Genomic DNA, 25,852 nt, shown 5'->3' on the forward strand with positions numbered 1-25,852 from the left:
GCGGCGGGCCGAACGACACGGGATCCGAGCTGCCGGGCCACAGGATGCCACCATCGAGGTATGACCTCTACTGACCTCACTACTGCTGTTGGGATGGTGGCGTAGTTGGAGCGCACGCGTCCATTGAACGAGCGGCAGCTCAAGGTCCTTGGACTCGTCGGTGGTGGCGACGACCTCGGCGACTGCGCGTCGGTGCAGTTTCGGAACTCGGCGAGAGCACTTGAGTCTCGTGGGTTGGTCGCGGTCAACCGGAGCGGGAGCCGGTGGCAGGCCGTGATCACCGAGGCTGGGCGCTTCTACCTCGAGCACGGTGCTCACCCCGAGGCTGGGCGTGCATCCGCAGATGCGGTCCGAACGCCGAGACAACGCACCCGCCCAGCCGATGATGCTTCTTCGGACGCGAGTCCCCGGTATGGGCCGCCTGCGCTGAAGCGGCCGACATCGGCGGGTGAGCGGTATCGCGACGCCGTCGAATTGGTCGAGCGGCTTCGCGCGGAGCGGATCGTGGACCTGCTGTCGCTGTCCGAGGCCGAACTCGACCGGTGGCGCAAGACCATCGATTACGCGAAACGGCACGGCCTAGTGCCCGAGGGCCATCGGATCGAATGCAACCACCCAGCCGCCAGCACGATGACTGTTCGACTCGTCGCCGCGACGCATCCCACCGCCGCCTTGTAGCGGGCAAACAGCGGGTTCGCCTCGCCCGTGAAGGAGTGATCCGGATTGGTATCGGCGGGTTCACCTACACGGTCACTGTCGACCAGAAGTCCCCGCAGGCACCTGATCTGGCCAAGGCCTGCCATCTCAAGATCGCCCTGCCCAGTCGCATACAGAGTTGCAATCGACGTGGGCCGATGCGAAGACCGTCTCGTTGGAGCGACGTCTGCCCGAAGTGATCGAAGCACTCGCTCAGCGCGCCGCGGCAGATCAGGAGCGGACGTCAGCGGAAGCAGGCGCAAGGGCCGCCCAACAGGAAACCCGGGAAGCCGACGCCGCCAGCGGCGAGCGCGGGCAGTCGAGATCTTCCTCGGAAGCGAGCTCGACTGCCGAGCCCGGGCAGTCGACCCGTTCAAGGAGCTACCAAGCATGCCCAAAGTGCCCGACGACCTTCACCTTGGCGGGTATTTGGCGGAAAACTGGCTGGCGACCACTGGACGGAACTGTACGCAACTGGCTGCGAAGAGTTAGACAAGTGGTATTTCGCCAGTTGCGAGGCCGCGAACGTCAGATTCTCGTACATAGTCGCGGATGTTCGAAGACGACTGCGGGGACACTGTCCTTCGTGACAGTATCCCCGCAGGTCATGTACGTCGCTACACGCGAAAGTGGCGGAGGATATGGGATTTGAACCCATGATCGGGTACCACCCGAAACCCGCTTGAGAGGCGGGTTTCAAGTTCGGTATGCACGATGTGCGCCCACCAGGCAGTTTACTGTCGCAAGGTGAGACCTCGAGTCGACGCATGCCAGGGTTTCTGTTTAGGCTCCGCGGGATCGGCCAAACTCGGAGTCCGATCGTGCGAGTCCTGGCACATTCGGACTCTCTACATCTTCCCTAGTCCTCCCAGGTGCGGGTCGGATTGCGCAGCATTTCCGCGACGAGGAACGCGAGTTCGAGCGACTGCTGCGTGTTCAGGCGCGGGTCGCAGGCGGTCTCGTACCGGTCGGAGAGCTGGTCGTCGCGGATCTCCTGGGCGCCGCCGACGCATTCGGTGACGTCCTCGCCGGTGAGCTCGATGTGGATGCCGCCCGGGTGGGTGCCGGTCTGGCGGTGCACTTCGAAGAAGCCGAGGACCTCGTCGACGACCTGGTCGAACGCGCGGGTCTTGTAACCGGAGGCGGACTCGTACGTGTTGCCGTGCATCGGGTCGCACTGCCACACGACCTTGCATCCGGCGGCCTGGACCTTCTCGACGATCGGGGGCAGGACGGTGCGGACGTTCTTGTGGCCCATGCGGGTGATGACCACGAGCTTCCCGGGGATGTTGTCCGGGTTGAGCTTCTGGCACATCTCGACCACGCCTTCGGGCGTGGCGGTCGGGCCGATCTTGCAGCCGACCGGGTTCGCGACGCGGGAGAGGAAGTCGATGTGGGCGCCGCCGAGCTGGCGGGTGCGCTCGCCGTTCCAGAGCATGTGGCCGGACAAGGCGTAGGCCTTGCCGTTGAAGATGCGGGTGAGCGCCCGGTCGTATTCGATGGCGAGCATCTCGTGGGAGGCGAAGACCTCGGCGGTGTGGAGGTTCTCGTCCTCGACGCCGCAGGCGGCCATGAAGCGCACGGCGCGGTCGATCTCGCGGCCGATAGCCTCGTAGCGCTCGCCGGCCGGGGAGGTGCGGACGAAGTCCTTGTTCCAGTCGTGCACGGCCATGAGGTCGGCGAGGCCGCCGCGCAGGTAGGCGCGGAGCATGTTCATGGTGGCGGCGGAGTTCGCGTAGGCGCGGATCATCCGCTGCGGGTCGCAGACGCGGGCCTCTTCGGTCGCTTCGAGCGAGTTGAACATGTCGCCGCGGTAGACGGGCAGGCCGAGCGAGTCGAGCGCGGCCGAGCGCGGCTTGGAGTACTGGCCGGCGACGCGGCCGACCTTGACCACGGGCAGCGAGGCGCCGTAGGTGAGCACGACCGCCATCTGCAGGAGGGTGCGCATGTTCGCGAGCACGTGGTGCTCGGTGTTGTCGATGAACGTCTCGGCGCAGTCGCCGCCCTGCATGAGGAAGGCGCGGCCTTCGCAGACCTCGGCGAGGGACTCGCGGAGGTGCTCGACCTCGTAGGGCGCGACGATCGGGGGGACCCCGGCGAGCACTCCGGCGACGTCTTCGACCTCGGCGTAGTCGTCCCAGGGGGGAACCTGCTCACGGGGCAGGTTCCGCCAGGCGTCGAGCTGATAGCGCTCGGCTTCCTCCGCGTCGATGACGGTCGGAGCGAGGCCGCGGTTGCTCAATTCAGGCCGCAATGGGTTCACTCGAAAATCGTATAGCCGACTCCTTCGAAGTCGTATGGCTGTTTTCCTGGCACCGAAGACCTGCAGACGATGCCCACCATGACCCCGGTGCAATGCTCCCGTATATCGGGATACAGCCATGGCATCTCCTGTTCGCTTCAACTAGAGTCTGCTCACGTGACCCGCTTTGGATTCGAATCCGTCTATCTGGCCCGTCATGGGCAGACACAATGGAACACCGAAGGTCGTCGGCAAGGCCGCCTCGACTCCCCATTGACCGAGGAGGGACGCGGACAGGTGACCCGATATGCGGAGCGGCTCGGTGGGGAACCGATCGACTCGCTCTTCGCAAGCCCGCTAGGGCGTGCGAGCGCTTCGGCCGGCATCGTCTCCGAGCGGCTGCATCTCCCGATTCGGTTCCTGGACGATCTCAGCGAAGTCGATCACGGGGTGTGGTCGGGACTCGTCGACGAAGAGATCGACGATCGATGGCCGGGTGAGAGCGAAGTCCGTTCGAACGACAAGTACCGTCATCGGTTCCCGGGCGGTGAGAGCTACGCTGACGCCTCCGTTCGAGCGCATCAAGCACTTGCGGCGGTCGAGCGGAGCGGATCCAGGGCACCCCTTCTGGTTTCACATGAAATGATAGGCAGGATGCTTCTGAAGCATCTGACCGGAATGGATTACGAGGATGCGCTCGAGCTAAAGCAGCCGAACGAGATCGTCTATCGGGTCGACCCTGACGGGATGATTTCGAGTCTCGCGTGAGGTTCTACGCGTCGGCGAGCCGGGTGATCTCCTCCAGCAAGCCCGCTTCGATGCGAAGCCGCCCGGTGTCACTCACCGGCATGGTCTTCGATCGGGAGCCGGGGAGCCGGACTCCGTTGCTGCCGGGTAGGGGTGGGCAAGAGGTCAGATACGCGGCAAGCCTGGCCACATCCGCGGCGACGTCGTCTGCCTTCCGTTCGAAGACCTCCAAAGGGAGCGTCAGGAAGAACGCGGCATTCCCGCGGGATCGCTTGCCAGATGCCACGAAATCGGGACCCGCCAGGACTCCCGACAGCACTTCAGCGATCAGTGCGAGGCAGAACCCCTTGTATCCTGCGGCTCCGGTCAAGAACGTCTCGGTCGGCTTCTTCTGCAGGTCCTGCGGATACGAGGCGGGTCTGCCGAGCCTGTCGCTAAGCGGGCTCTCAACGAAGACCCCACCCGCCCGAGCCACCGCCTGTACCGATCCGTCCGATGAGGCGGAGCTGCTCATATCCACGACCAAGGGGGCGTCGCCTGAAACCGGGCACCCGAACACCAGCGGGTTCGTGGCCAGTCTCGCTTCGGCACCGCCGAATGGGGCGACCTTCTGAGCCCCGCCGGAGAAATTCGAGAACCCGAGCACGATCATGCCCGCATCGGCGATCGGCTTCGCGATATGCGCGAGCCTTCCGAGGTGGCCGCTTCTCCTGACGGCGATGACGGCTGGCGCATTCACACCGCGGCTGGCGATAGCCGATTCAACGACAGTTTGCCCGACCAGTTCGCCGAATGACCAATGGCCGTCGATGACCATTCGAGTACCGTCGATGCGATGCTTCTCGGGGGTCGCGTTCGCGTCGATGCGCCCAGTGCGGATCGACTTCGCGTACTCGGGGACCCTGAGCAGGCCATGTGAAGGGTAGCCTTCGAGCTCGGCGTTGACCAAGGAACCCACCACGTCCGACGCGGCGTGCTCGGGCGCGCCGGCACGTTGCAGTGCGTTGACCGCAAGTCGTGCGACCTCTTCCACGCCGACCTCAATCGGATGGCGCCGCGCCTTTCCCATCGGAACCACTCGCCAAGCGCGCAGGGCCGCATGCAATTCGGCTTCCCCGCTGTACGCGGTGACCTTCGTGGAATGGGAGAGCAAGCGTTCGAATCCGCTCGGTCCCTCAGCTCCGGCCATGCCCACCGGAGAGAGGATCCGACAGCGGCCTGAGGCACTGGCATGCCGGATCGCCCAATTCGTCACCTCCTCCGAATACTGGCCGTCCCGCTGGAAGAGGACGATCAGATCATGCTCTGCGGTCGCCAGCGCCGCAAGCGCCGCAGCGGCCGTCGTCCCGGACGCCGGACCTCGCAGGCTTTGCTCCAACGCGAAGACGTCGACCAGCTGTACCGGCGCCCCTGATTGCTCGCCGATGTGCTCCGATGGGATGAACGTCGAATCCGTTTCTTTCTCGCAGAAGATCAGCAGGGACCTGCCCGGGTGGCTCCAAGTCATTCCCATCCTTCAGGCTCCAATCTCCGAAGGGCACGAAGCATCGCCCAGTCGGGCGGTGGTCACTGCGAGGGAGTAGGGGTCCGCAGCACCCCCTGTCGTCCGCAAGCCACTAGCCATCTGCGCCACGGTCTCCAACGTGACGCTGCCCGAGTCCCAGCTGCCCGGAAGCTGGTTCTGGTCCTGAAAGCAGACCCGTGTCGTGTAGATGTTGACGAAGTCCATCGCCATGAACCACTGCACGAGCCGCGCATCAAGATCGTCCGGCAGCCGTGCCGCGAGCATGGCGCAAACCCGCTCCAGAAGCGGTAGCCGCGACGAGTCGCTCATGGAGAGCAGGCCCATTCGCATCAGGAATCTGGCGATGTCGCATTCCCTCCATCCGAAGGCGGGCAGCGGATCGATGAGCATCGGTTGAGCTCCCTCCCGCAAGAGCACATGTTCAGGCTTGAAATCGCCGTAGACGAGTCGCATCGTCTTGCTCGACGGCCACGGGGTTCGCGCGATCGTTTCGACCAGCGAGGAGATGCCGCGCGCGAGCTCGGCACTGGGAACGACCCTGTCGACGTACCGGCGATGCCGTCCCCGCAGGAACTTGCGCCGGAACGTGCCGACCATTCCGAGTGCATGTGCCCTGTTCACCGCATCGGCATCCGTTGGCTCGAGTCTCGCCGGTGGATACTCCCAAAGCCGCTCGAGCAGGCCTACCGCGTAAGCTGAAGCTTCCGATGCCTTCTCGTCGGGGACATCGCGATCGGCGACGGAAGGCGTCGAAGCACGCTCGGCCGCGACCACGAGCACGCCGTCCACCAAGCCGATGACACGCGGCACGGCGTCGGTGCCCAGGATGCCGGTGAGCAACCTCAGTCCTCTGGCCTCATCAAGGCACGCACTCGATGCGGCGGCGTACTCCCGCTGTGCGCGAGTGATCTCACCGAGTTCACGGGCGCGGACGCCGCCTTCCCGGCGCAGCGATGATCGCGCCTTGCCCAGAATCGAGCATTTCGCGACCGCCCGCCCGACATCGGACTCGAACATGTACACGTAGCTCGTGACGCTGGGGATAACGGTGAGCGGCTCAGAAAAAGCGATCCCGAGCTGCTGCAACGCATGACGAACCTGTTCTCTCGCGACGGTTTCGAAGACATCGTCAATGAACGGACCTGTTCGGGCGGTCCCCGGCAGTGCCGGTTCGGGCCCCGATAGGGCTGTCATCTGGTCTTCAGGTGGTCGGCGATGAGATAGGCCAGGTCTATGACCTGCCGCGCGTTCAACCTCGGTGCCTTCGGCAAGATGGCGGGTGAGCGGCCGCTGCCGCTCAGCCAGGTTCCCCCGATGCACTCGTCCACGTCTTCATGGGTGAGCGGCATTCTGATGCCGGATAGAGCTATGCCCGCCGATTCGAGCGCCGCTTCCGTGGCCAGGAAGCGTTGGTGGACACGGCCGAATGCGACCGGAGCCGCGATGCCGGATACCTGCGGCACCGCGTCGCACATCCACACGGGCGTGCAACCGAGGTCCGAGATCCGGCGTGCGAGCGCGGCGATCTTCTCGCCTTCGGCGTCATCCTCCGCCGCGACCGCGATGGCGAGACGCCCATGCGGATCGCCAGCAGATACGGCCTCGACGAATCTGATGAGGATTTCAGGATCAGATCGGGAGTCGAACACCGTTCCGACGGGGTTGTTGATCCCTGTGATGAGGTGTTCCGGAAAGCGATGTTCGGCGAGCTCACCCGCATCGACCCAGAGCATGTGGGTCGAGGTGTCGAACCAGTCGGCGTCGGAGCGGCTCCTCCGCGTCATACCCTGCTCGTAGTCGGGGTCGGTCGCCTGGTGCGATACGTAGAACTCGGACGAGAACAGGCTTCCCTCGTCCGCTCCCATTCGACACGCGTCGAAGAACGACAACGCCCGCTCGATCGCGTCGACGGTGAGGTCGTAGCGCAGTCCGGAAGGGCTTTCGCGGATGAACTCCGGGCTCCAATGTCGCACGTTTCGTAGATCGGCCTGGCCTCCCGATGAGCATCCGCGCACGAAGTTCAAGACGCCGACCTCGCTGCGGTACCGGTCCGACAGTGTTCGCTCTTGGACCGCGCCTCCTTCCCCGTCGGTAGAGGCCACTCGCACGACCCGCAATCCCGTTTCGTACATGACGATCGCTGAGAACGCGAGGATGATCTCGAGGTGCGACTGCACCGATTGCGCGGACATTGGGTTCCCGGCTGGAAGCCCGTTGGCCGCGGCGAAGACGAAGGCCTTGCGTGCGGCGGCCTCTCCGAGTCTCCGCCTGAGACGGCTCACCTCGGTGTCCATCACCAACGGAGGAGCCGAGTAGAGGACTTGGAGGTCCTGGCGAAGATCTGCGGCACGTCCGTGCTCCGCTGCCCCGGGTTGACCGCTGTACGGCGGCGTCCGGGTCGTTTCAGTGTCGGCGGGTGTCACTGGACTCACGCACCCAGAATCCGGCTTACATCCTCAAGACTTCTCCACGAAGCCGTGGTCGCCGGGAGCCGAGCGGCTGCAAGCAGCGTCGCTTCAGTGCTTTGAGGGGCGAACCATCCGAGCCAGTCCGGACGGTTCACGTCCCGACCGGTTACCACGTGCTGTTCAAGGAACAGCTTCTTGGACGCGAAGTCAAGATCGGCGACGTCCAAGGGAGCCTTCGCGTTGTACGTGGGAAACACCAGGCGGCTCAGATAGGCGGGCGCGAGCCGCGGCACCAGGCCCAGGCAGGCGAACATGTCCTGCCAGTGGACCCTGATCTTGGCAGCCCTGGTCCACTCTGTCGTTTCGTCGAATGCTCCGGACAGGTGCTCTGTGCCGGGGAAGGAGCGCAGTGTTCCGGCGAAGGTGCTGATCCGCTCGGGGCATGCGAGGACCTGGATACCCGACGGGCCGGGGACCAGGATGAGCCTCTCGCATGACAGCGCCTCTCCGCCGCCGGCGCCCGCTCCGGCCATGAAGAAGGTGGTCTTCCCCGCTCCGCGGTCGCCGAGCACCAGCGTGACCTCGTCGCCCTTGCCCAGGATCGCCGCGCCGTGCACGACGAGGCCGCCCATCGACTCGAGCCAGGGAATGAAGAGCAGGTCCCGTACTACCCTTCGAACATCCGAGGCGGCGTTCGCGGGATCGGGGTTGGCGACCCGGATACGTCGTGAGCCGGGGTCCGCGAGTATCCACGAACCGGTGTCCGCAGAGTGGATGAGGGTTCCAGATTCCGCCTGGAAGGACAGGCCTCGCCGCAGGTCGTACGAGTGGCTACCGGAATGGAGCAAGATCGGATGTCCGGAGGACGACCTCTGGGCCTGTTCGCGGGCCTCCGACACTGCAGGGATCTCGGCTGAGGCCTCGATCGCCGCGAGCCGGGGGATCTCCGAGCTTTCACCCGATTCCACCTGGAAGAAGGCTCCGAGCTCCCTGCGGAGAAGGGTGGGCACCTCAGGGATGTCCGATCGGATGTCGACCGTTCTTCCCATGAGTGTCGCCGAGGTGTGCTCGAATCCGGCAGGCGCTGCCGAAGATGTCATGATGATGGTCCCTTTCTGGAGGGTGGTTTGTTCCTGCGGCGTTCGCCGTGGACCGGGCTATGCGTTTCTCGGACGCAGCTCGGGAGTCGGGGCGTCCGAGGTGGGTGTCCGATCGAAGTCGAGGCCGAGGAGACGGCCGTCCATATCGCCGTCCCACTGGAAATACCCGCCGGGTCGGGCTCCACTGGCGATCCATTCATGCACGCAGTACTGCCGGAGACCCAGCGTTCCGACCGTATCGAGGCCGAAGACCCGATCGAGGTGATGGCAGACCCAGGCGACAGGGGCTTCGATCTTGTTCTCCTTGACCAGTGCGGCCAAGGAGGCGCGAGTCGGCATATCGAGAAGGTGCCATCCGCGCCATAGGTCGACGAATTGACTCAGTCTCACGTCCTTCTCGATGATTGAGCGCTCGAACCACCCTTCCCGGAAGAGGTGCAGCAGGTGGAAGAGATAGTCGTACTCGATTGCCAAGGCGGGGAGTCCGGCTTCTGCATTCTCGTTCTGGCAGAACACTGTTCGGATCGACCCGAGCGCTTTGTCGAGGGACACTTCCCAGGGACTGTCGTGCCAGGTGAGGCTGAACGCCGCGTCCAGGCTGTGGCTTCGCGGCAGCCGCGCGTCCCCATTCACTTTGAAGAACGGTGGAAGATGGTCGGGGTGCAGGAGGTACATGGCCCGGTCGGCGGCGGAGAAGTCCTCCCAGGAGCCTGTTCGCGCACGGTACCGTTTCCGGTTCGTGTAACCCAGTGACTCCATCAAGGCTGTGAATGCTCCCGCATCAGTCGGGGAGATCATCACGTCCATATCGGCGAACTCTCGGGATCCTCGGCCGGAGTAGAACTCTTGCTGGCAGACGATTCCCTTCGTGAAGGCGATGTCGAGCCCTTGAGCCTCCGCAGCTCTGGCGATGGACGCCGCCTCCCTCAGGTAGTCAGCCGTCTTATGGCGTCCGAACGACAACGATTCGACTAGGTATTTCCGAGTCCGATGCGGCACAAACGCAGAAGTTCCCGAGTCGATGAGGAAGTCCGCCAACACTCCCACCAGGCCATGCCTGGCGGCAAGCCCGATCAGCACGTCGACGTTGTACCGCCGGTCTTCGATGCTCTCCCGGGCGAGCTCGAAGTGCTCATTTCCGGGCGCTGCGACCGAAACGCGCTTCAGCAGATTCCAGGTCTTCCCGAGTGCTTCCATCCCCACCTCTCACATGCGGATATCGTCCGCTGGTTCCAGCCGCAGTCTTCGAACTCCACTGCGTCACCGCGCAATTCGACTGGGCGATGCTTTACGGAAATGATTCTTCACACCCCGTCCGTGCTGTGCAAGCTCTGTCTTTCAGCCGCTGGGTATCATGTGGATGTATTCCATGGCCGGGTACGACTTATGTCGACTGTGATCAGCCGACTCGGACCGGCGAGGCAAAATCGCGATCGAACCAGATGAGCGGATTCGTACCCTTGCAACGCACTGCGGTCACCAATCCGACGAGGATCAGGTGGTCCTCCACATCTGAGGCGAAGTGCCTGACACATGTCATCGACGCGAGGGCTCCCTCGATCCACGGGGGCCCGCCCACCGATCGCATCACACCAGGCGCGTCGAACTTGTCGGCGCCGCGAGTCGCGAAGAGCACGGCGAGGTCGCGCTGGTCCTCTGCAAGGAAGTTGACGGTGAAACGCTCGGCCGCGCGTATCGCCCGATGGGACTGGGTTCCATGATCAACGCAAACCAGGAGCGAGGGCACGGACGCGCTGAACGGGCATACCGAACTCGCAGTGAAGCCGGCGGCCCCGATTTCCCCACCCTCGGCCATAACAATCGCAACGGCCGCTGGAACCTGGGACATCGCGTCTTTGAACGCGGCTTCTTCAACGGTCTTGTCGATGTCCGGAGGATTCATGCGCGCTGAGCGGCTTCGATCATCTGCCAGAGTCCGCCGGGCGTCTTGAACGCCTCTGGTGTGATGAGCTCATCGGGAATCGCCCTGCCAAGGTGTGCCTCCAGGGCGACCAGGAGCCCTACCGTGGCCAGCGAGTCGAGGCCGAACGCGACCAGCGAGTCGGTCGGGAAGATCTCCTGAGTGGGATCGACCCCCTGAAGGTGGGCGCGCAGGATCGCCTCGAACTCACTCGACCATTCAGATTTTTCCATGATCAGTCTCCATCTCATCTCTTAGGAATTTGGTATGCCGTCCGCTACTACACCGAGGTCGGAATCGCCGATCGTCTCCCTGCGCTACTCGCCTCGGCTGCGGGCAATCGCGGCGAGCGATGCGATACCGGTGAAGTCGAGCGGATGCGACTCGAATCCGGCATTACGGAGCGAAGACACCATGCTCGGGATCATCGTGAACCTTCCGCCAGCCGCCGCGTACGACAGCGCAGGATCGCAAGCGGAACCGGGATGGCAGGATTCGAACACGTCGACGATCGCGAGAATCCGGGGGTCGTCGTCGGCGGCGGGACGGTAGTCAGGATCAACGTCGAGCACGGCGGTCGGCTCGTCTCCCCGAGGGGAATCGGAGGTGAACGCCGCGTATGAGGTCGGGACTCGGATAAGCGGGTCGTGGGATGCAGTGAGAAGCATCCGCTCATGCAACGCGATCAGATCGGGACGGTCACCTGCCACTGCACAACGCAGCCCGTCACGCTCCTCCAGCCATGCCTCCTCGACTTCCGGGTGCGCCAGCGCGACAGCTCGGATGCGCGCGCCCAGATGCCGCGAATTGCCGTTGGCGATCCAGTCGGCCTCCGCCGGAATGACACGCGTCGGAATCCGTGAGAGCAGCTCCTGCAGCGGGGCCTCCGGTTTCCCGAGCAGAGCATCCGCGAATCCGATGACGGCGTCGAAGAGTTCTCTGCACTCCTCCGGCGCCGCCACCTCGCCGCCGCATTTCAGGAAGAACTTGAACTCACGATCGCCGGGATAGAACGCGAAGAGCATCCGGTCGAAGCCGCCGTCGGTCGTCCGCTCCTCGATCCGTCGAGAGCCTGCAACACCTGCAGCCTCTTGCCGCCCTTGATAATCGAGGTACTCGATGCGCACGGGCCGCTGCAGGATGCTCCCCGACTCCGAATCGATGCGGTCCTTCGCCGCGACGCCGGCCTCCTCGTCACGGACGCCGTACGGATAGGCGCGAAGCAACAGGCCGTGCGTGCGGCGCACGAAATCGGCGCCGGTCGCCCCCGGAGGGAACTCGAGTCGGCAGTCGACCTCTGTCGCGATCCTGGCCATGAGTCCGGCACTGCGCGGTCGCCAGCGGTTGGAGACCGCCGTCGTGAGGAACAGGTCGTACGTCTGCGTCCAGGCGGCAATCGCACCGCCCACCACTGCATGGAAGAACGAGGCCGGGCTGACGCCGTGCGTGGTCGAGTACCGCTGGACGCTCGCATAGAGGTCGGCATCGTTGAGCGTGAGCTGCAGGGTCTTGCCGGCGACCCCGGCCGGAGGCAGGAAATTCCTCGGAGCTTCTCGCCACAGGCCCGAGAGCGCCTCAATGGCGCGAGCGCTCGCGGCCTGCATCGCCTCCTCCGATTCGGCAGCCGCGCAGTCGAGAGGCTGGAACGCCTCGTCGCCCGCGAAGAGCGCACCCTGGCCGTCGTCCACCAGGTGTCGTTCGACCTCGCGAGCCAGGCGCGAGAACGCAAAGCCGTCGATGTCGATCTGATTGGCCCGCAGCACGGCTTCGCTCACGACGTCGCCGTCGGTGCGCACCATGCACCGGAAGCCGGGCCGTTCCTTGACATCGACGGGTACGACGGGGCCGTCGGTCAGCTCGACCTGCGGAGGCTCGAAATGCGCAAGCACGCATTGCTCCGGTTGTCCATCGGGCAAGACCCGGTACATCGTCCTCAAGGCCTCGTAGGCGGCAGCCGCGGCGTTGAGCGTCTGCTGCAGCCGCTCCTTCGTCAGACCTTGAGGGACGCTCAAGGGACGGCTCAGGTGGAACTCGATGCCGTATTCGCGGATGAAGGTCTCCTCGTTGAGGAACCAGAATGACTGCTGCCCCCAAGCCAGGCTCCCTGTACGCGCAAATTCCATCGTCATGTCCTCATTTCCCTGCGCCGAGATAGGAAGCGGAGTGGATCTCGAAGAGCTCCTTGTAGAGACCTCCGGACCGCATGAGCTCGTCGTGGTCGCCGGATTCGATCAAGGCCCCCTCCTTCATCACTAGGATCAGATCAGCACCGGCCACCGTCGAGAACCGGTGGGAGACAATCACTGTCACCGCCCCGATCGATCGCCCGAGAGACTTCGCCCTATCCATATAGGATTCGAACACCGCCTGCTCGCTCGGCGCATCAAGGGAGGCCGTCGGTTCGTCGAGCAGCAGCACCACCGGTTCGGGACGCATGCACGCGCGGGCGAGGGCGACCTTCTGCCACTGACCTTCCGAAAGATCGATGCCGCCGAACGCGCTGCCCAACTGGGTGCGGTCCCCGTCCGGCAGCCGCGAGCGGAGCTCGTCGGCGTCGGCCGCGGTCACCGCCGCGTCCAAGGAGGCCGCGGTACCGTGCCTGAGGTCGCCGAGGCCGATCGACTCGGCGAAAGTTGTTTGGTAGCGCCCGAAGTCCTGGAACGCGGCGCTGAGCGATTCACGCCATGCGACCGTGTCGATCTCCGCGAGGTCGTCCCCGTCGACCAGGATGCGACCACTGTGCGGGCGGTGGAGCTTGGCGAGCAGCTTCACCAACGTCGTCTTGCCTGAGCCGTACTCGCCGACGACCGCGACGACCGCCCCCGCAGGGAGGGTGACCGACAGGTCGTCGACCGCGTTGCGATCGGTCCCCGGGTACGAGAACGTGAGGTTGGACAGCGTGATCCCATCTGTCAGCCGACGGGGCGCGGGGACGTCGGTGCGCGAGAGCCCACGACGCTCCGCATATTCGCGAAGCCACAGATACGGCTCGAGGACGCGCGCCGCGCCGGAGGCATCCGAAGTAGACTGCAGTGCCCGGTCGAGCACTCCCCGGAGCAACGCTCCGATCGTCACTGCCATCATCACGTCGCCCACGCTCGCTGCGCCGTCGGCCACCTGCACCGCCACCAGGCCGATGACCGACGCGTATCCGACCGTGAAGACGGTCCAGCCGACGGCGCGCCAGCATCCACTAGCGATCAGCGCCCGTGAGCGGCTGGCACGCACCTGCTCGGCCGCAGCGACCTGGCGATCGACCAGCTGCGGTCCGACACCAGAGACGCGCAGTTCCTTCCCCGCGCTGCCGCTGATGCACAGCTTGAAGAAGTGGATCTGAGCGCGCTGGTTTCGAGCCGCAACGAGTTCCGACCGCTTGAGCCTCACCTGTGCGCGCCGGTCGAACCAAAGTTGGAGGACCACGCACGGCAGCATCAGAAGCAGCCAAGGACTGGCGGCGCCCAGAATGAGCAGTGTCAGAATGAGCCTGACGCCCATGGAGACCGCCTCGACGGCGTTCCACGCCGAACCTACGATCGCCCAGGACCTCCCGCGGATCGCAGTAATGCGGTCCAGGTACTCCTGGTGCTCGAGATGGTCGATCTCAGGCAGCTCAGCGGAGGCCCGCATGATGCCCGGCTCGATCTCGATATGGCCGACCTTCTCCATCACGTGGAACCGCATCGCACTGGCGGCGCCGCTCACCGTGCGGTCGGCCGCATACGCCAGCGCGGCCAGGACTCCCCCGATAGCCGCTGACACGGCCGCCCCAGCGGCCATCGAGTCGACCGTGTACTTGAGCGCCAGGCCGATACCCGCGAACGCCACGGCGTTGACGGCCATGGCCGCAAGCAGAAATGCGGTGACCGCCGGTTCGCGACGCAGACAGATGCCCAAGAGGGATGCGAGCAGGCGTGCATACTTGCTGATGTTCGTCATACGATCGCGCCTTCCTCGAGACGATCATCGAATCCAGCGGCGAACCGCTCTGCCTGAAGCCGATACATCCGGGCGTAGGTGCCGCCCAGGGACATGAGTTCCTCGTGGGTCCCCTGCTCGGCGATTTTTCCGTCGTCGATGAGGACGATGCGGTCCGCCCGGCGGACCGTCGCAAGACGGTGGGAGACCAGGATCGTGGTGACCGGCTCGGTCAGCTGCTCAAGCCGGTCGAATAGCCGCTGCTCCGTGCGGACGTCGAGGTGGGCGCTCGGCTCGTCGAGGACGAGGATGCGCGCACCCGACTTCACGGCGTACAACGCCCGGGCGAGGGCGAGTTGCTGCCACTGCCCCCCGGAAAGATCGACGCCGCCGTCGATGGACGCGTCCAGTGAGGTGTCCTCCCCGGCGGGAAGGCCGTCCACGAGTGCCTGGAGTCCGGATTCCGCGATCGCTGATTTCAGCGCCGCCTCGTCGACGGGACCGCTGCGTCCGAGGGCGATGTTCTCTGCGATGGTCAACCGGTACTTCACGAAGTCCTGGAAGACCACGGCCAGGTGCGATCCCCAGTCGTCGATTCCTCCGATGTCGCGGCCGTCGGCCGTGACGATCCCGGCGGTCGGTCGGTATGCGCCGGCGAGGAGTTTGATGAGCGTCGACTTGCCGGCACCGTTGAATCCGACCACGGCTAGAGACTCATCGGGTCGGATCTCCAGGTCGAGGCCCTTGGTGACCGAGGCGCCCCTCTCATAGCGGAAGTGGACGTCCTCAAACCGGATGTGGGGTGCCCGTGTCACGGAGAGCGGCTGCAGGTGCTGTACCTCGGACTTGCGTTCGAGCGAGTCCTTCAGGGCGGCGAACGCGGCCAGGCCAGGACGGGCGCCTTCCATCTCCATCATCGGGCCGACGCCGGATGCGGCTGTGAAGATGCCCCATCCGGCGGCGAGTGCGGCGCTGGCGATCCCGACGTCGGTGCCGTTCGCCACCGTGGCGAAGCCGACCGCTCCGAAGATGGCACCAAGCGGCAGCAGCGTGATGGCGAACTGCTGCCAGTGCGCACGGGCCATAGCGCGGTCGTCTGCCCAGACTGGCGCGAGGTGGGCGCGCATGTCGTACTGATGCCGTCCGATGATCCAGTCTGCGAGCCCGAAGATCCGCAGCTCTTTGGCTTCCGAGCGGGAGGCGGTCAGCTCGCCCCAGTACTGGTAACGGCGATGGTGTTCGATTCCGTCAACCCAGATCCGGTAGTGCCGGACCCAGAGCCGGGTCGCCAGGCGGCGTGTCACCAGAGCGGGGATGATGAGTGCGGGGACGAGCCAGAACGACCAGTACGAGACCACGATCGCCGAGGAGATGAGGCCGACGTACTCGAAAATAATCCGCAATGCTCCGATTGCGCCATCCCCGGGGGTCTTCTCTACCCACTCGGTCGGATCGGCCGCCGCGGTCTTGAAAAGATCCTGCGTCGCCTTCGGTTCGATCATGTCGACCGTGGGTGCGCCCACGGCGAGCCGCGCAACTTCGGCACGGTGCCGAAGATTGACACCGCTGACGACAAGGTGCTTGGCCCACCGAAATGCGAGGCTGCTGACCTGTCCGAGAAGGAACACCGCGCCGAACACCACGAGAGGAACTGTGAGATCGGCGTCCACACCCGAGATCAGCAGGCCCACCGAAGCCGCGCCGATCGCGGGGAACACCGCGTGCAGCACACCGATAGTGATGATTGCTGCAAGGGTCCCCGGATCGCTGTGACGGAGCAGTCTGAGAAAGTTCCAGCGGTCTCGGAAGACCGTCATTAGAGGTTCCAACGTGCTCTCATTCCTGCTCGAGTGAGGAGTGATGTGTCGACTTGAGCTCGGAGTCGACGCCGTCCAGGATCCCGATCCGGTCAAGATGGGACTGGATCAGTTCGAGTCCGTGGCCTCCCGCTGCCGCGGCGACAGCCCTCGCGAGCCGTTCGATCCCGAAACCCAGGCACATCGACAGAGCCGGAGTCCCGTCGTCGAGACTGATTTCGAACGGGCGGGTGAAATGCGAGTGATGCTGGTTGAGTGAAGCCACGGCTACGCCGTCGGGGGCATCGTCGTGCAGTGCGACCAGTTCGAACTTGCTGTCCCAGAGCATCTGCGAGGCGGTTCTCTGCGAAGCTTGCTCGCCGAAGAAGATGTCCGTCGCCGTCTCGAGCCGGAAATCGAGCCCGAACAGTGCGGCCACTGCAATCGTGAAGTCGGCAAGTTCCCCATGCAGACGTTCAAGGTCCTTCTCACTGCCGATGAACAGATTCTCCCGGACTGTGAACTCCCTCAGCCGTTCGACTTGGTTCAGGTTCCCTTTCTCATCCCGAAAGCAGCGGCCGCTGAACGTCATGATGGTCGGTGCTTCGGAACTCACTGCCGCCGAGGCCAGCACCGGGAAGCAGTGGAGACACATCGCCGGTGTGAGGACTTCCTCAGGTGCGCTGAGGAAGTCAGCGATACCTCTGCCGGCCGGATCTCGTTGGCTCCAGAACTTGGGGAATTCGTCGTACACGGCGGGGTGAGGGTCGAACGGGGACACGAAGCTGATGTGCTGCCTCGCGGTATCGAAGTAGCCCGCACGGTCGACGTCCTCAGCCCTGATCATTGACGGGACCGCGATCCGTTGCGCACGATAGGCCCGCTGAAAGTAGTTGCCGATGAACCGGTCAAGAAGGTCGCACAGCACGCTGAAGTCGTGGCTGTAGAGGTTCAGTCCGCGGCCGGTGCGTGTACCGATCCGGTCGGTATACGAGCCCCGCGGGCTCAATGCGCGCTGCTCCTCTAGTTCAGCGACAAGGCCAGAGAAGGCTGCAGCCAATGCATTCGAGTCAACGAGAGAGAGGTCGATACTACCTTCGCCGTTGGAGTCGAACCGGACCCGAGGGCTGCGATCAGGGATCGAGGACAACTCCTTCGCCAGGCGGAGCACAAGATCGGCGACCCCTACGGCTCCTGCTGAGCGGCCCGTGAGCACTACCGAGTCACCTTCGAACTCGACTCGGGCGACCCCTGGATAGTGGAATCGCAGTTGGGTGGCCAAGGTGCGCCGCGCCTGGCGGCCCAGGACTACCTGCCCCATCGGGAAGGATTCCTGGCGAGCATTCTCGACGATGTCCTTCACAGCAGAGTCACCTTCCGGTCCATGAGAGCCAACCCCCCGGTATCCGACCAGAGCCGGTTGTTCGCGTGGGTCAGCGAGGCGGAGCGGAGGTCCCTAAGCGAACGCGCCAGCGGCACTTGGGAGTCTTCCGTGTAGCCGACGGCCATTCCCGCGACCTCGACCATGTGGTTGACCGCGTCGAAGGTAAGTTCCGAGGCCAGCAGCTTCAACGTGTTGAAATGGATGCGCGCCGGTGCGTCTCGAAGCGTGGCGATATCCTCGCAGCGCGCGCTTTCCACCTTGTCGACCGCGAGTTTCAGGTAGCCGCCGACCGCTTCGAGCCGGGCTCTGATCTGCGCCAGCTGGTAACGGGTGAGGTCGGAGCTCACGTCCGGTCCGCCTCGGCGGCCGGGATCCCGCAGCCATGCAACGAGCTGTGCGAAGGCTCCACTTGCGGCCCCGAGCCAGCAAGCGGCCCAGGCGACATGTGCGACCGGGATGATGGTTTCCGCAGCAATCTCACCGAAGTCGCGGTCACCCGCGATAACGGCCGACTGGTCGACGGCACCCTCGATGTACAGTCCACCGCTTGCGGTGCCTCTCATTCCGAGGGTCGACCACTGTGCTCGGGGCTCGATGCTCAGTTGATCACGATCCGCGTACACCAAGCGGACTTCCCCCGGGCCGGCTTCAGGGTGGGAACGCAGGGTGAGCAGAAAGCCGTCCGCGTTCATCCCGCCAGTGACGACTGGCGCATGGCGTTCGAATTTGTAGCCGTCGTCCTTCTCAATGAGGGCCGCCTGTGCGGATTGAAGGCGGGCGCCTGTGCCCGGTTCCGTCGTGACCGAAGCGATGTACACCTGGCCTCGCGCGATCCTCGGCAGGAGATGTTCGATCAGCCGAGGTTCTCCAAGCCTGGCGATGGTATCCGCCTGTTGGCAGTGCATCGCCCAGATGAGTCCCGTAGACATGCAAGCCGCACCGATTGTTCGGGCCGCCCAAGAGAAGTCTCCGAGGCTCCACCCCAGACCCCCGTATGCCTTCCCAACAAGGGCACCCATGAATCCGCTCCGACGAAGCAACTCGAGATTCTCCACAGGGAATCTGCCATTTAGGTCAGTCTCTCTGGCTCGATCTCGAATTTGATCGGCGATGCCGAAGACAGCTTGCCTGTCCAATCCCATTTGCCCATCCTTTCGCGGTCGTGGAGCTCTCGAACTCTGTCGAGTCTCCAAGACTTCCGGGAAAGCGGCAATGGTCATTCACCTTGGGTTGGAATCCACGGGAGATTCGCAACGGTGCGGTTGCTCATAGGTTAGGCTGCACCTCAATGCCATGAGCGATACCGGGCAGCTCATTCACAGAGGTACATCATCGGTCTACGAACAGCGCCATCTCCGATCCCACTTCAGAATCTACGATTGCTGCCACGACTTCTGACTCTGCCGTATTGGCATTATCCCTGCCATCGAGGAATTCTGGAGTATTGAAATTCATCGGTGAACCCGGAACGGCTCTGAGTACTTCAAAGTATCCGACCACTGCCAGCAGGCAGCGACTATCCACACCGAGCCGGTACTTCAGATCCTTTACATGATTCTCGACAGTAGGACTGGCGATGCCGAGACGGTTTGATATCTGCGCGTTCGTCGCCCCTCCGGCAATGAGCTTCAGGACCTCACGTTGCCGTTTCGAAAGAAGTGCAAGACGTTCGACGGACTGACGAACAACCTTGACGGTCGAAAGCTCACTGAGCTGGGCAGAAGACACAACAGAGGGGTTTGGGGTAGTGAACTTCATGTGAACAGAATACAACAGTATAGCTCACATCAAGTGACAATCTCAATATTCGGGATAATCGTTGCCCTTACTGTGCAAACTGACCGAACTCACTGCGGCTCACAACCAAGGACTTGGCGTCCCACCTCCGAACATCACTGCGCTCCACGCTCGATCCTCCATGCAGGAGCCCAAAGAGGCAACCAGTGTCTTTCACCTGAAGGAAAACCAGGTGGCGGTTTTCCTTACCCACCTCCAGAAAGCACCGCCAGATGCGCCTTTCATTCCTCCGCGATCGCCCGCTTCTCAGCCGAGTTCCTGATGATCCCAAACTCGGAGACAGCTCGCTGATGTGACGGCCCTCTGCCAGAGGCGGCCATTGGGGAGATGAATCCATCTCTGATAACCGGTTTTCTCGAGCGTTCGCCGAAGCTGGGCGGGGTCATCCCTGCGCTGCGCGTCCCGCATCCTGCAGGTACCTGATCCCTGGCAGGAATCCCCTCCGGCGCGTCTCGATCCGGAACGCGCGCACGCCCGATAGGAAAGAACCGTGCCGGGCCGCAATCTTGTCCAGGTTCACCGATGCACCAAACGTCGCAGCGACTACGTGAAGGGTCAGGTGGATGGAGCGTTCAGGTCCGTTGAATGACAGGCAGCTCGAAACCTTGCGGCTGGTCGGGGCCGGTGACGATCTCAGCGGCGGGGAGCACGTCGGGCGCAGGGTCACCGGTCGAGCTCTGCAGTCGCGGGGCCTGGTGACCGTCAGCAAGCGCGATGGAATCTGGCGGGCGGCAATCACCGACGCGGGGCGGTACTACCTCGAGCACGGCGAACATCTCGGCCCGTCGGATGCCTCGACCGCGACGGCCCGGCCGCCGAAGCAGCGCAGCCGCGAAAGCGGCACCACACCGAGTGCGACCCGACATCGCTCGTTGGGCCTGCCGCCGGTCGCGGTCCCCGACCGTCTCGACCGATGCCATCCGGTCATCGCCGGCCTGCGGGATGACAGCGCTCGGATGGAGATGCCGGACGAGGTGCGCCACCGCACATTGCGGCTCCTGCAAGGCCTCGTCGCTGCCGCGGTCGAACGCGGCTGGGGCGTCGCGGGTCTTCCGGTCAGTCTGGAGGGCTGCCACACCGATTTCCAGCAGGAAGCCCGCTGCCGCACCGCCACCATCGAGATCAGGATCGGCGAATTCGCATACGCCGTCACCCTCGACCAGAAGTCTCCCAAGGCATCCGACCCCCTCAAGGCCGCTCGCCTCGAACTCGCACTCCCCTCCTCCCACGCCGACCTCCAATCGGCATGGACCGACGGAAAGACTGCCTCACTGGAGGAGCGACTGCCCGAGGTGATCGAAGCGCTCGCCGAGCGCGCCGGAGCCGACCTGGGTCGTACCGAAGCTGCAGCACGTTCGCGGGTCGCCGCACAAGCGCCCCGCGAACGTGCTGCAGCACACGACCGGGCCCTGACAAGGGAGCGATTCCTCGCCGGCGAACTCGATCGCCAGGCGCATGCGCTGGAGCGCTGGCGCCGCCTCACTGCCTACTGCGACCAGCTCGAAGCGCGCCTTTCTGCAGCCGATCCCCAAGCGCACCAAACTAAATCAGTCCGCGAATGGCTGGCCTGGGCGCGGACCTACACCGCAACGGTCGACCCGTTCAAACAGCTGCCGGGCATGCCCGCTCTACCGGACGACCGCGGCCCTTCGACGCAGCAGGAAGTTCTCAATGAGATAGTGCGGGATATATCCGCAGGTAAAGAGCCCGCCAACGCCCGAACTCCCAGAGAATGGGATCATGGCGGAAGGTTTCACCCGCAGGAGTGAACGATGTTGAGGCACCGTCGCCTTCGGCCGAAAACTTTGGCCGGTATTTGGCCGGAAACTGGTTGGCGACAGCTGGACAGGGCTGGACGCCATTGGCGGTGGCGATCCGGACAGGCGGCGTAAGCGCAGGTTAGTGGCATCGAACGGCGAAATTTCGCACATAGTGGCGGATGTTCGATTGCCAGAGACGCCAGAAGCCCCGGTGACGCTGCATTTCCGCAGGTCAGCGGGGCTTGATGGCGGAGGATATGGGATTTGAACCCATGATCGGGTATCACCCGAAACCCGCTTAGCAGGCGGGCGCACTAGGCCACTATGCGAATCCTCCAGGACGCGCCGGAGCGCGTACCAAGCACAGAGCATACCGGGCCTGTCCCGGTTCGCCCAAGCGGGTTTGGGGTTAGTCAGAGCCAGCTCACGTGAGGTGCGACCAGGAGGTATCCGACGAACGCGGCGATGTCCAGGAGGGTGTGGGCGACGATGAGCGGCCCGGTGCGCTTCCAGCGGAGGTAGAAGACCGCGAAGACGGCGCCCATGACCGCGTTGCCGATGAACCCGCCGAAGCCCTGGTAGAGGTGGTACGTGCCGCGGAGGAGGGCGTGGGCGACGATGATCGCGGGCATGCTCCAGGCGATCTGGCGCAGGCGGGTGACGAGGTAGCCGAGGCCGACGACCTCTTCGATGATCGCGTTCTTGAGCGCGGCGAGGACGAGGATCGGGACGGCCCACCACACGTCGTTGAGGTTCGCGGCCGCGATTTCGGCGTTGAGCCCGAGGGCGCGGGCGGTGAAGTAGAGGCCGAGGCCCGGAATGCCGATGCACAAGGCGAGGCCGGCGCCGCTGAGCAGGTCGAAGCCGGGGCGGCGGGTGTCGAGGCCGATCGCGCGGAAGGGGTTGCCGCGGTCGAGGCTGAGGAAGTGCAGTGCGAGGGCCACAGGCGCCATGGCGAGGGCGAGACTGACGAGCTGCCGCGAGAGGTCGTACCAGGGCCGTTCGGCCTCCGCCTTCGCGGAGTTCATGGACTGGACGCTGTCGGCGAGGCCGCCCGGTTCCGTGAGGGTGCCGATGATGTCGACGATCGACCAGATCGCGGATGCGCCGAGGGAGAGAGCGAGGACGATCCAGATCTCGCGCCGGACGATGCGGGGCGCGAGCAGCGGCGCGATCGCCGGTTCATCGGCGAGCGCGGTCTCGGGGCGGTTCGACATGCGTTCCAGCCTGCCAGAACCGCGGGGCGGGCGCACCTGCCGGGCGACACGCCGAGGAGCCGCGGTTTTCGGCGGGGTCGCACCTCGTGTGCGACGCGTCGGTCCTCGTCGCGGGCATGATCGTTTTGCGAGGCGAGGTGCTGTGAATCTCATCCCACTCGGCGACGCTCACCGCTCACGGCACCTCGCTTTTCTACACCCCGTGGTCATCCCATGTCTGTCGGTTTCTTGACATTCGTTGATGCGAATCAGGTAAGGTTAGCCAGTCCTTACCTGAGAGGGGTGCGCTATGCGGCTCGCGACTGCGGAGGCTCACGTCCTGAGCACCACCGCGCTCGGCCGCCGCCCCCTCGCCGCACCGCGAATCCTCCAGCCGATCGACGCGCTCCGCACCGCCGCCGACCGGGTCGACCGCGAGGTCGGCGTCCACCCGCTCGCGGGCGTCCGCGCCTGGCTGGACGGCGAACCGGCGCAGGACGGGATCGAGTTCCGCGGCGCCGAGCTCGCCGCGGGCGAGCGGATCGAGGAGCTCATGGGCACGGCCGCCGCGCTGTGGGGCGGTTCCGCCCACGCGAACGCGGCGCTCGCCTGGAAGTCCTACTGCTACTGGACGCTCGCGCCGGTCGTGCTCGGCTACATCACCGCCCGCCGCGTTCCGGTCCTTGACGCCTCGAACGCGGTCTTCCGCGTCGCCGAGGAAGCCCCGATGTTCTCGGTGCGCCAGCTCCGGCCCCGTTTCCTCGCCCTGCCGCACGACCCGTGCGCGTCGCACCCCGACGTTGCAGTGGTCGCGAACGAGGCGCTGCTGCTGGACCGCTTGCGCGCCACCGTGTTCGACGGCCACCTGCTGCCAGTACTGGAAGCGTTCCTCGCGAAGGCGCGGGTCGGGCGCCGGACGCTCATGGGCTCGGTCGCCTCGGGCATCGCCTACGGGGTCGCCTCGATCGCGCAGGTCGTGCCGGAGCCGGGCGACGTCCTCGCCAAGACCCTGCTGGAGGCGTTCGACGTCAGCGACCTGGTCGACATCAGCACGGACGAGGAGGGGCGGCTGGTCTACCGGCGGCGCACCTGCTGCCTCGCGCTCACGATCGAGGGCAATCGCACCTGCTCCACCTGCTGCGTCCGGACCGAGCGGCCCTGACGGCCGTTTGGTAGATTGGCGCTTGCCTCAACGGGCCCTGGAGGGGTCGCATAGTGGACTAGTGCAGCGGTCTTGAAAACCGCCAAGGGTGTCAAAGCTCTTCGTGGGTTCGAATCCCACCCTCTCCGCCACCTGGCAGCGTTCACGGACGCGCTGCTCACACGATCTCGTTGCCACAGGTCATTTCCGCCGAATGGCGCATTGCGCCTGAATCCCGTTCGCACTGCCCCTCGCCACCGCTGTGCGCCTGGGGTCTCCCCGTGCCCGGGACATGAAAAAGGACTCAGCACCCCGGCACGGTGCTGAGTCCACGATTAGGGTAACCCCATGGCGCAACATGCTTCACTTCCGGGTCGGGATATTCACAGAATCGTTACGATGGCGCACCGCTGCGAGGAGGTCGACGGCATCGCCCCGTTCAACGAGCAGACGACGCTCGCGCTGACCCGCCATCCCGAGAAGCATCGCAGGCATTTCGTTGTGCGCCTTGGCGATACGGTCATCGCGTATGCGGGCGCCGAGAAGGTCGGGGACGCCGCGGAGGCGGAGCTGGCGGTCGATCCGGCGCACCGCGGCAAGGGGGTCGGCCACAGATTGCTCGCCAGCGTCTTGGATTGGATTGAGGCGGACATCACTGAATTGCGGGTGTGGGCGCACGGCGATCTGCCCGTTTCACAACGCTTTGCAGTGAAGCGCGGCTTCACGAGAGACCGGGTGCTGTACCAGTTCTCGCGCGACCTCGCCGGATTCACCTGGCCTTCGGCCTGGCCGGAGGGCATCGGGCGGAACTGGCCCGTCGGCGACGGCCCGGCCGCAGCACTGGCTGCGGGAGTGCGCCTGCGGCCCTTCAGGGTCGGCAGCGACGAGGCCGAGTGGCTGCGGGTGAACGCGGCCGCGTTCGCCGCGCACCCCGAGCAGGGGCGCTGGACCGCAGCGGATCTCGCGGCGCGCGAAGAGGAGACCTGGTTCGACCCCGACGGACTGCTGGTGGCGGAGGATGAAGCGGGCCTGCTCGGCTTCCACTGGACCAAAGTGGAAGACGGCATCGGCGAGGTCTACGTCCTCGGCGTCGACCCCCGCGCCCAGGGCACCGGCCTCGGCCGGACCCTCACCCTCGCCGGACTCGCCCACCTTGCGGCGCACGGCATCCAGCAGGTCGACCTCTACGCGGACCAGTCGAACGCCAAGGCGGTCAGCCTGTACCGCTCGCAGGGCTTCGCGATCGTCCGCACCGACGTCCAATGGGCGAAGCGCCTGCGCTGAGCCGGACGCTGCCGTGAGAGGGCAGCCGGGCACGCGTCGCCGCGGCACGCTGGGAGTGCGATCCGATTCAAGCCGAGGCGAGCGCGTCCCTCGGGTAGCCCTCTTCGCCCGGCAGCACCAGGCGGGCGTCCTCGCCGTCGACGGCGACCCGCGGCAGGATCGGCGACATGTCGCGCTGCTCCGCCGCGGCGAACACCTCGCCCACCGTCGAGTACCGCGCCAGCTCGGCGAGCGTCGTCGCCTCCGGGATCGACATCTGGCCGCCGTACTGGCAGACCGCCTGCTCCGGCCCGATCCACGTCGCGTACTCCGGCTCGCGCACCCTGATGCGCGGCTGGAAGCCCTCGGCCAGTGTCGCCACATAGATCCACGAGTCGAACCGCACCGGCTCGTACTCCGGCGTCACCCAACGCGCCCAAGCGCGCTGGAGGGCGACCATCGCGCCGGTCTCCTCCTCAACGGCCCGCAGACCGGTCATCGCCACGTCGGGGTCGTCCGGCTTGTGCCTGCCGCCCGGGAAGCCGTACTGGGCGCCTCGGGGCCCGTTCATGGCGTTCTCGTAGCCGTCGACGTCGAGGTGCGCCCACCGCTCGCGCACCTGGAGCGTCTCGGCGCGGCCACTCGAGGGGAGGCCGAACGGCTCCTTCGCCGCGTGCCGCAGCAGGAACACCCGCAGCGGCGCCTCGCGGAGGAGCACGACCGCGGCCGCGGGCTCGGGTTCGGCGGGGGCACCCTGCTTGCGGAGGCGGGCGAGAGCGCGAGCGGCCGACGCCGATTCGACTGCCCTGAAGTCCCATTTCCCGAAGCGCTGGATGGACATGCCATCACGCTAGCCCAGAACCGGGCCTTTCCAGTGCTCAACGACCGAAACGACGGCGGCCCCGCCCCAACCGGGGCGCCCCGGGGGACCCGCGCGCCCCGGGACAGGGTCGGCCGGGGG

General features: G+C 65.1%; 21 protein-coding genes and 2 tRNA genes. 6 read left to right on the forward strand and 17 right to left on the reverse strand.

Translation table 11 applies throughout. The features are described from left to right. The first annotated feature begins 105 nt into the window (after positions 1 to 105). Positions 106 to 678, forward strand: a complete 573-nt coding sequence (locus tag O1R50_RS24025; protein ID WP_270112791.1) for a hypothetical protein — start codon at positions 106 to 108, stop codon at positions 676 to 678. Between the two features lie 877 nt (positions 679 to 1,555). On the opposite strand, the gene O1R50_RS24030 is transcribed toward O1R50_RS24025, so the two are convergent. After that, entirely contained in the window at positions 1,556 to 2,959 is a 1,404-nt protein-coding gene (locus tag O1R50_RS24030) for a class II 3-deoxy-7-phosphoheptulonate synthase (protein ID WP_270112792.1), read from the reverse strand. A 156-nt stretch (positions 2,960 to 3,115) separates the two neighbouring features. On the opposite strand from O1R50_RS24030, the gene O1R50_RS24035 reads away from it, so the two are divergent. Continuing rightward, entirely contained in the window at positions 3,116 to 3,706 is a 591-nt protein-coding gene (locus tag O1R50_RS24035; RefSeq protein WP_270112793.1) for a histidine phosphatase family protein, read from the forward strand. 4 nt (positions 3,707 to 3,710) lie between these two features. On the opposite strand, the gene O1R50_RS24040 is transcribed toward O1R50_RS24035, so the two are convergent. The 13 genes from O1R50_RS24040 to O1R50_RS24100 form a co-directional block, all read right to left on the reverse strand. Continuing rightward, positions 3,711 to 5,192 (reverse strand): Ldh family oxidoreductase, encoded by a 1,482-nt coding sequence (locus O1R50_RS24040; RefSeq protein ID WP_270112794.1) that lies wholly within the window; start codon positions 5,190 to 5,192, stop codon positions 3,711 to 3,713. Positions 5,193 to 5,201: 9 nt separating this feature from the next. Beyond that, entirely contained in the window at positions 5,202 to 6,404 is a 1,203-nt protein-coding gene (locus O1R50_RS24045; RefSeq protein WP_270112795.1) for a hypothetical protein, read from the reverse strand. After that, a complete protein-coding gene (locus O1R50_RS24050) occupies positions 6,401 to 7,642 on the reverse strand; it encodes a 3-deoxy-7-phosphoheptulonate synthase (protein WP_333490278.1) in 1,242 nt (413 codons plus the stop codon). Before O1R50_RS24050 ends, O1R50_RS24045 begins: the two co-directional genes overlap by 4 nt. Then, the gene (locus O1R50_RS24055) at positions 7,639 to 8,667 is read right to left on the reverse strand and encodes a hypothetical protein (RefSeq protein WP_270112796.1); all 1,029 of its coding nucleotides are present in this window, start codon (positions 8,665 to 8,667) and stop codon (positions 7,639 to 7,641) included. The genes O1R50_RS24050 and O1R50_RS24055 overlap by 4 nt, the downstream gene beginning before the upstream one ends. Before the next feature lie 108 nt (positions 8,668 to 8,775). Next, positions 8,776 to 9,915, reverse strand: a complete 1,140-nt coding sequence (locus O1R50_RS24060) for a nucleotidyltransferase family protein (RefSeq protein ID WP_270112797.1) — start codon at positions 9,913 to 9,915, stop codon at positions 8,776 to 8,778. A 202-nt stretch (positions 9,916 to 10,117) separates the two neighbouring features. Next, entirely contained in the window at positions 10,118 to 10,621 is a 504-nt protein-coding gene (locus O1R50_RS24065; RefSeq protein ID WP_270112798.1) for a flavin reductase family protein, read from the reverse strand. Then, positions 10,618 to 10,872 carry an acyl carrier protein gene (locus O1R50_RS24070; RefSeq protein ID WP_270112799.1) on the reverse strand — a complete coding sequence of 85 codons (255 nt, stop codon included), beginning with the start codon at positions 10,870 to 10,872 and terminating at the stop codon, positions 10,618 to 10,620. Before O1R50_RS24070 ends, O1R50_RS24065 begins: the two co-directional genes overlap by 4 nt. A gap of 84 nt (positions 10,873 to 10,956) precedes the next feature. Beyond that, positions 10,957 to 12,768: a condensation domain-containing protein gene (locus O1R50_RS24075; protein ID WP_270112800.1), complete on the reverse strand. Its 1,812-nt coding sequence runs from the start codon at positions 12,766 to 12,768 to the stop codon at positions 10,957 to 10,959. Between the two features lie 4 nt (positions 12,769 to 12,772). Beyond that, on the reverse strand, positions 12,773 to 14,575 hold the full coding sequence (locus tag O1R50_RS24080; protein WP_270112801.1) for an ATP-binding cassette domain-containing protein: 1,803 nt from the start codon (positions 14,573 to 14,575) through the stop codon (positions 12,773 to 12,775). Further along, a complete protein-coding gene (locus O1R50_RS24085) occupies positions 14,572 to 16,284 on the reverse strand; it encodes an ABC transporter ATP-binding protein (RefSeq protein WP_270112802.1) in 1,713 nt (570 codons plus the stop codon). Before O1R50_RS24085 ends, O1R50_RS24080 begins: the two co-directional genes overlap by 4 nt. Before the next feature lie 106 nt (positions 16,285 to 16,390). Next, positions 16,391 to 17,713, reverse strand: coding sequence for a class-II aminoacyl-tRNA synthetase family protein (locus tag O1R50_RS24090; RefSeq protein ID WP_270112803.1), 1,323 nt, complete (start codon positions 17,711 to 17,713; stop codon positions 16,391 to 16,393). After that, a complete protein-coding gene (locus tag O1R50_RS24095) occupies positions 17,710 to 18,954 on the reverse strand; it encodes an acyl-CoA dehydrogenase family protein (RefSeq protein WP_333490279.1) in 1,245 nt (414 codons plus the stop codon). The genes O1R50_RS24090 and O1R50_RS24095 overlap by 4 nt, the downstream gene beginning before the upstream one ends. A gap of 109 nt (positions 18,955 to 19,063) precedes the next feature. After that, a complete protein-coding gene (locus tag O1R50_RS24100) occupies positions 19,064 to 19,492 on the reverse strand; it encodes a response regulator transcription factor (protein ID WP_270112805.1) in 429 nt (142 codons plus the stop codon). A gap of 620 nt (positions 19,493 to 20,112) precedes the next feature. On the opposite strand from O1R50_RS24100, the gene O1R50_RS24105 reads away from it, so the two are divergent. After that, complete coding sequence (locus tag O1R50_RS24105; RefSeq protein WP_270112806.1) at positions 20,113 to 21,300, forward strand: hypothetical protein; 1,188 nt, start codon at positions 20,113 to 20,115, stop codon at positions 21,298 to 21,300. A gap of 237 nt (positions 21,301 to 21,537) precedes the next feature. On the opposite strand, the gene O1R50_RS24110 is transcribed toward O1R50_RS24105, so the two are convergent. Beyond that, positions 21,538 to 21,628, reverse strand: a tRNA-Ser gene (locus tag O1R50_RS24110). A 76-nt stretch (positions 21,629 to 21,704) separates the two neighbouring features. After that, positions 21,705 to 22,508 carry a CPBP family intramembrane glutamic endopeptidase gene (locus tag O1R50_RS24115; protein ID WP_270112807.1) on the reverse strand — a complete coding sequence of 268 codons (804 nt, stop codon included), beginning with the start codon at positions 22,506 to 22,508 and terminating at the stop codon, positions 21,705 to 21,707. Between the two features lie 289 nt (positions 22,509 to 22,797). Between O1R50_RS24115 and O1R50_RS24120 the strand changes: the two genes are divergently transcribed. The 3 genes from O1R50_RS24120 (at position 22,798) to mshD (ending at position 24,912) form a co-directional block, all read left to right on the forward strand. Continuing rightward, positions 22,798 to 23,649 carry a hypothetical protein gene (locus O1R50_RS24120; protein WP_270112808.1) on the forward strand — a complete coding sequence of 284 codons (852 nt, stop codon included), beginning with the start codon at positions 22,798 to 22,800 and terminating at the stop codon, positions 23,647 to 23,649. Positions 23,650 to 23,688: 39 nt separating this feature from the next. Then, positions 23,689 to 23,780 (forward strand) — tRNA-Ser (locus tag O1R50_RS24125). 196 nt (positions 23,781 to 23,976) lie between these two features. Continuing rightward, positions 23,977 to 24,912, forward strand: coding sequence for a mycothiol synthase (gene mshD, locus O1R50_RS24130; RefSeq protein WP_270112809.1), 936 nt, complete (start codon positions 23,977 to 23,979; stop codon positions 24,910 to 24,912). A gap of 67 nt (positions 24,913 to 24,979) precedes the next feature. On the opposite strand, the gene O1R50_RS24135 is transcribed toward mshD, so the two are convergent. Beyond that, positions 24,980 to 25,732 carry an NUDIX hydrolase gene (locus O1R50_RS24135; RefSeq protein WP_270112810.1) on the reverse strand — a complete coding sequence of 251 codons (753 nt, stop codon included), beginning with the start codon at positions 25,730 to 25,732 and terminating at the stop codon, positions 24,980 to 24,982. Positions 25,733 to 25,852: the final 120 nt, after the last annotated feature.

Origin of the sequence: Glycomyces luteolus, from assembly GCF_027622875.1 — a bacterium.
GTDB classification, from domain to species: Bacteria; Actinomycetota; Actinomycetes; order Mycobacteriales; family Micromonosporaceae; genus Glycomyces; species Glycomyces luteolus.

Coding starts and splice junctions, on each gene's coding strand:
- O1R50_RS24040 (WP_270112794.1), bottom strand. CDS start 5,192: ATGACTTGGAGCCACCCGGGCAGGTCCCTGCTGATCTTCTGCGAGAAA.
- O1R50_RS24045 (WP_270112795.1), bottom strand. CDS start 6,404: ATGACAGCCCTATCGGGGCCCGAACCGGCACTGCCGGGGACCGCCCGA.
- O1R50_RS24055 (WP_270112796.1), bottom strand. CDS start 8,667: ATGGGAAGAACGGTCGACATCCGATCGGACATCCCTGAGGTGCCCACC.
- O1R50_RS24060 (WP_270112797.1), bottom strand. CDS start 9,915: ATGGAAGCACTCGGGAAGACCTGGAATCTGCTGAAGCGCGTTTCGGTC.
- O1R50_RS24065 (WP_270112798.1), bottom strand. CDS start 10,621: ATGAATCCTCCGGACATCGACAAGACCGTTGAAGAAGCCGCGTTCAAA.
- O1R50_RS24070 (WP_270112799.1), bottom strand. CDS start 10,872: ATGGAAAAATCTGAATGGTCGAGTGAGTTCGAGGCGATCCTGCGCGCC.
- O1R50_RS24075 (WP_270112800.1), bottom strand. CDS start 12,768: ATGACGATGGAATTTGCGCGTACAGGGAGCCTGGCTTGGGGGCAGCAG.
- O1R50_RS24080 (WP_270112801.1), bottom strand. CDS start 14,575: ATGACGAACATCAGCAAGTATGCACGCCTGCTCGCATCCCTCTTGGGC.
- O1R50_RS24095 (WP_333490279.1), bottom strand. CDS start 18,954: ATGACCATTGCCGCTTTCCCGGAAGTCTTGGAGACTCGACAGAGTTCG.
- O1R50_RS24100 (WP_270112805.1), bottom strand. CDS start 19,492: ATGAAGTTCACTACCCCAAACCCCTCTGTTGTGTCTTCTGCCCAGCTC.
- O1R50_RS24115 (WP_270112807.1), bottom strand. CDS start 22,508: ATGTCGAACCGCCCCGAGACCGCGCTCGCCGATGAACCGGCGATCGCG.
- O1R50_RS24120 (WP_270112808.1), top strand. CDS start 22,798: ATGCGGCTCGCGACTGCGGAGGCTCACGTCCTGAGCACCACCGCGCTC.
- mshD (WP_270112809.1), top strand. CDS start 23,977: ATGGCGCAACATGCTTCACTTCCGGGTCGGGATATTCACAGAATCGTT.
- O1R50_RS24135 (WP_270112810.1), bottom strand. CDS start 25,732: ATGTCCATCCAGCGCTTCGGGAAATGGGACTTCAGGGCAGTCGAATCG.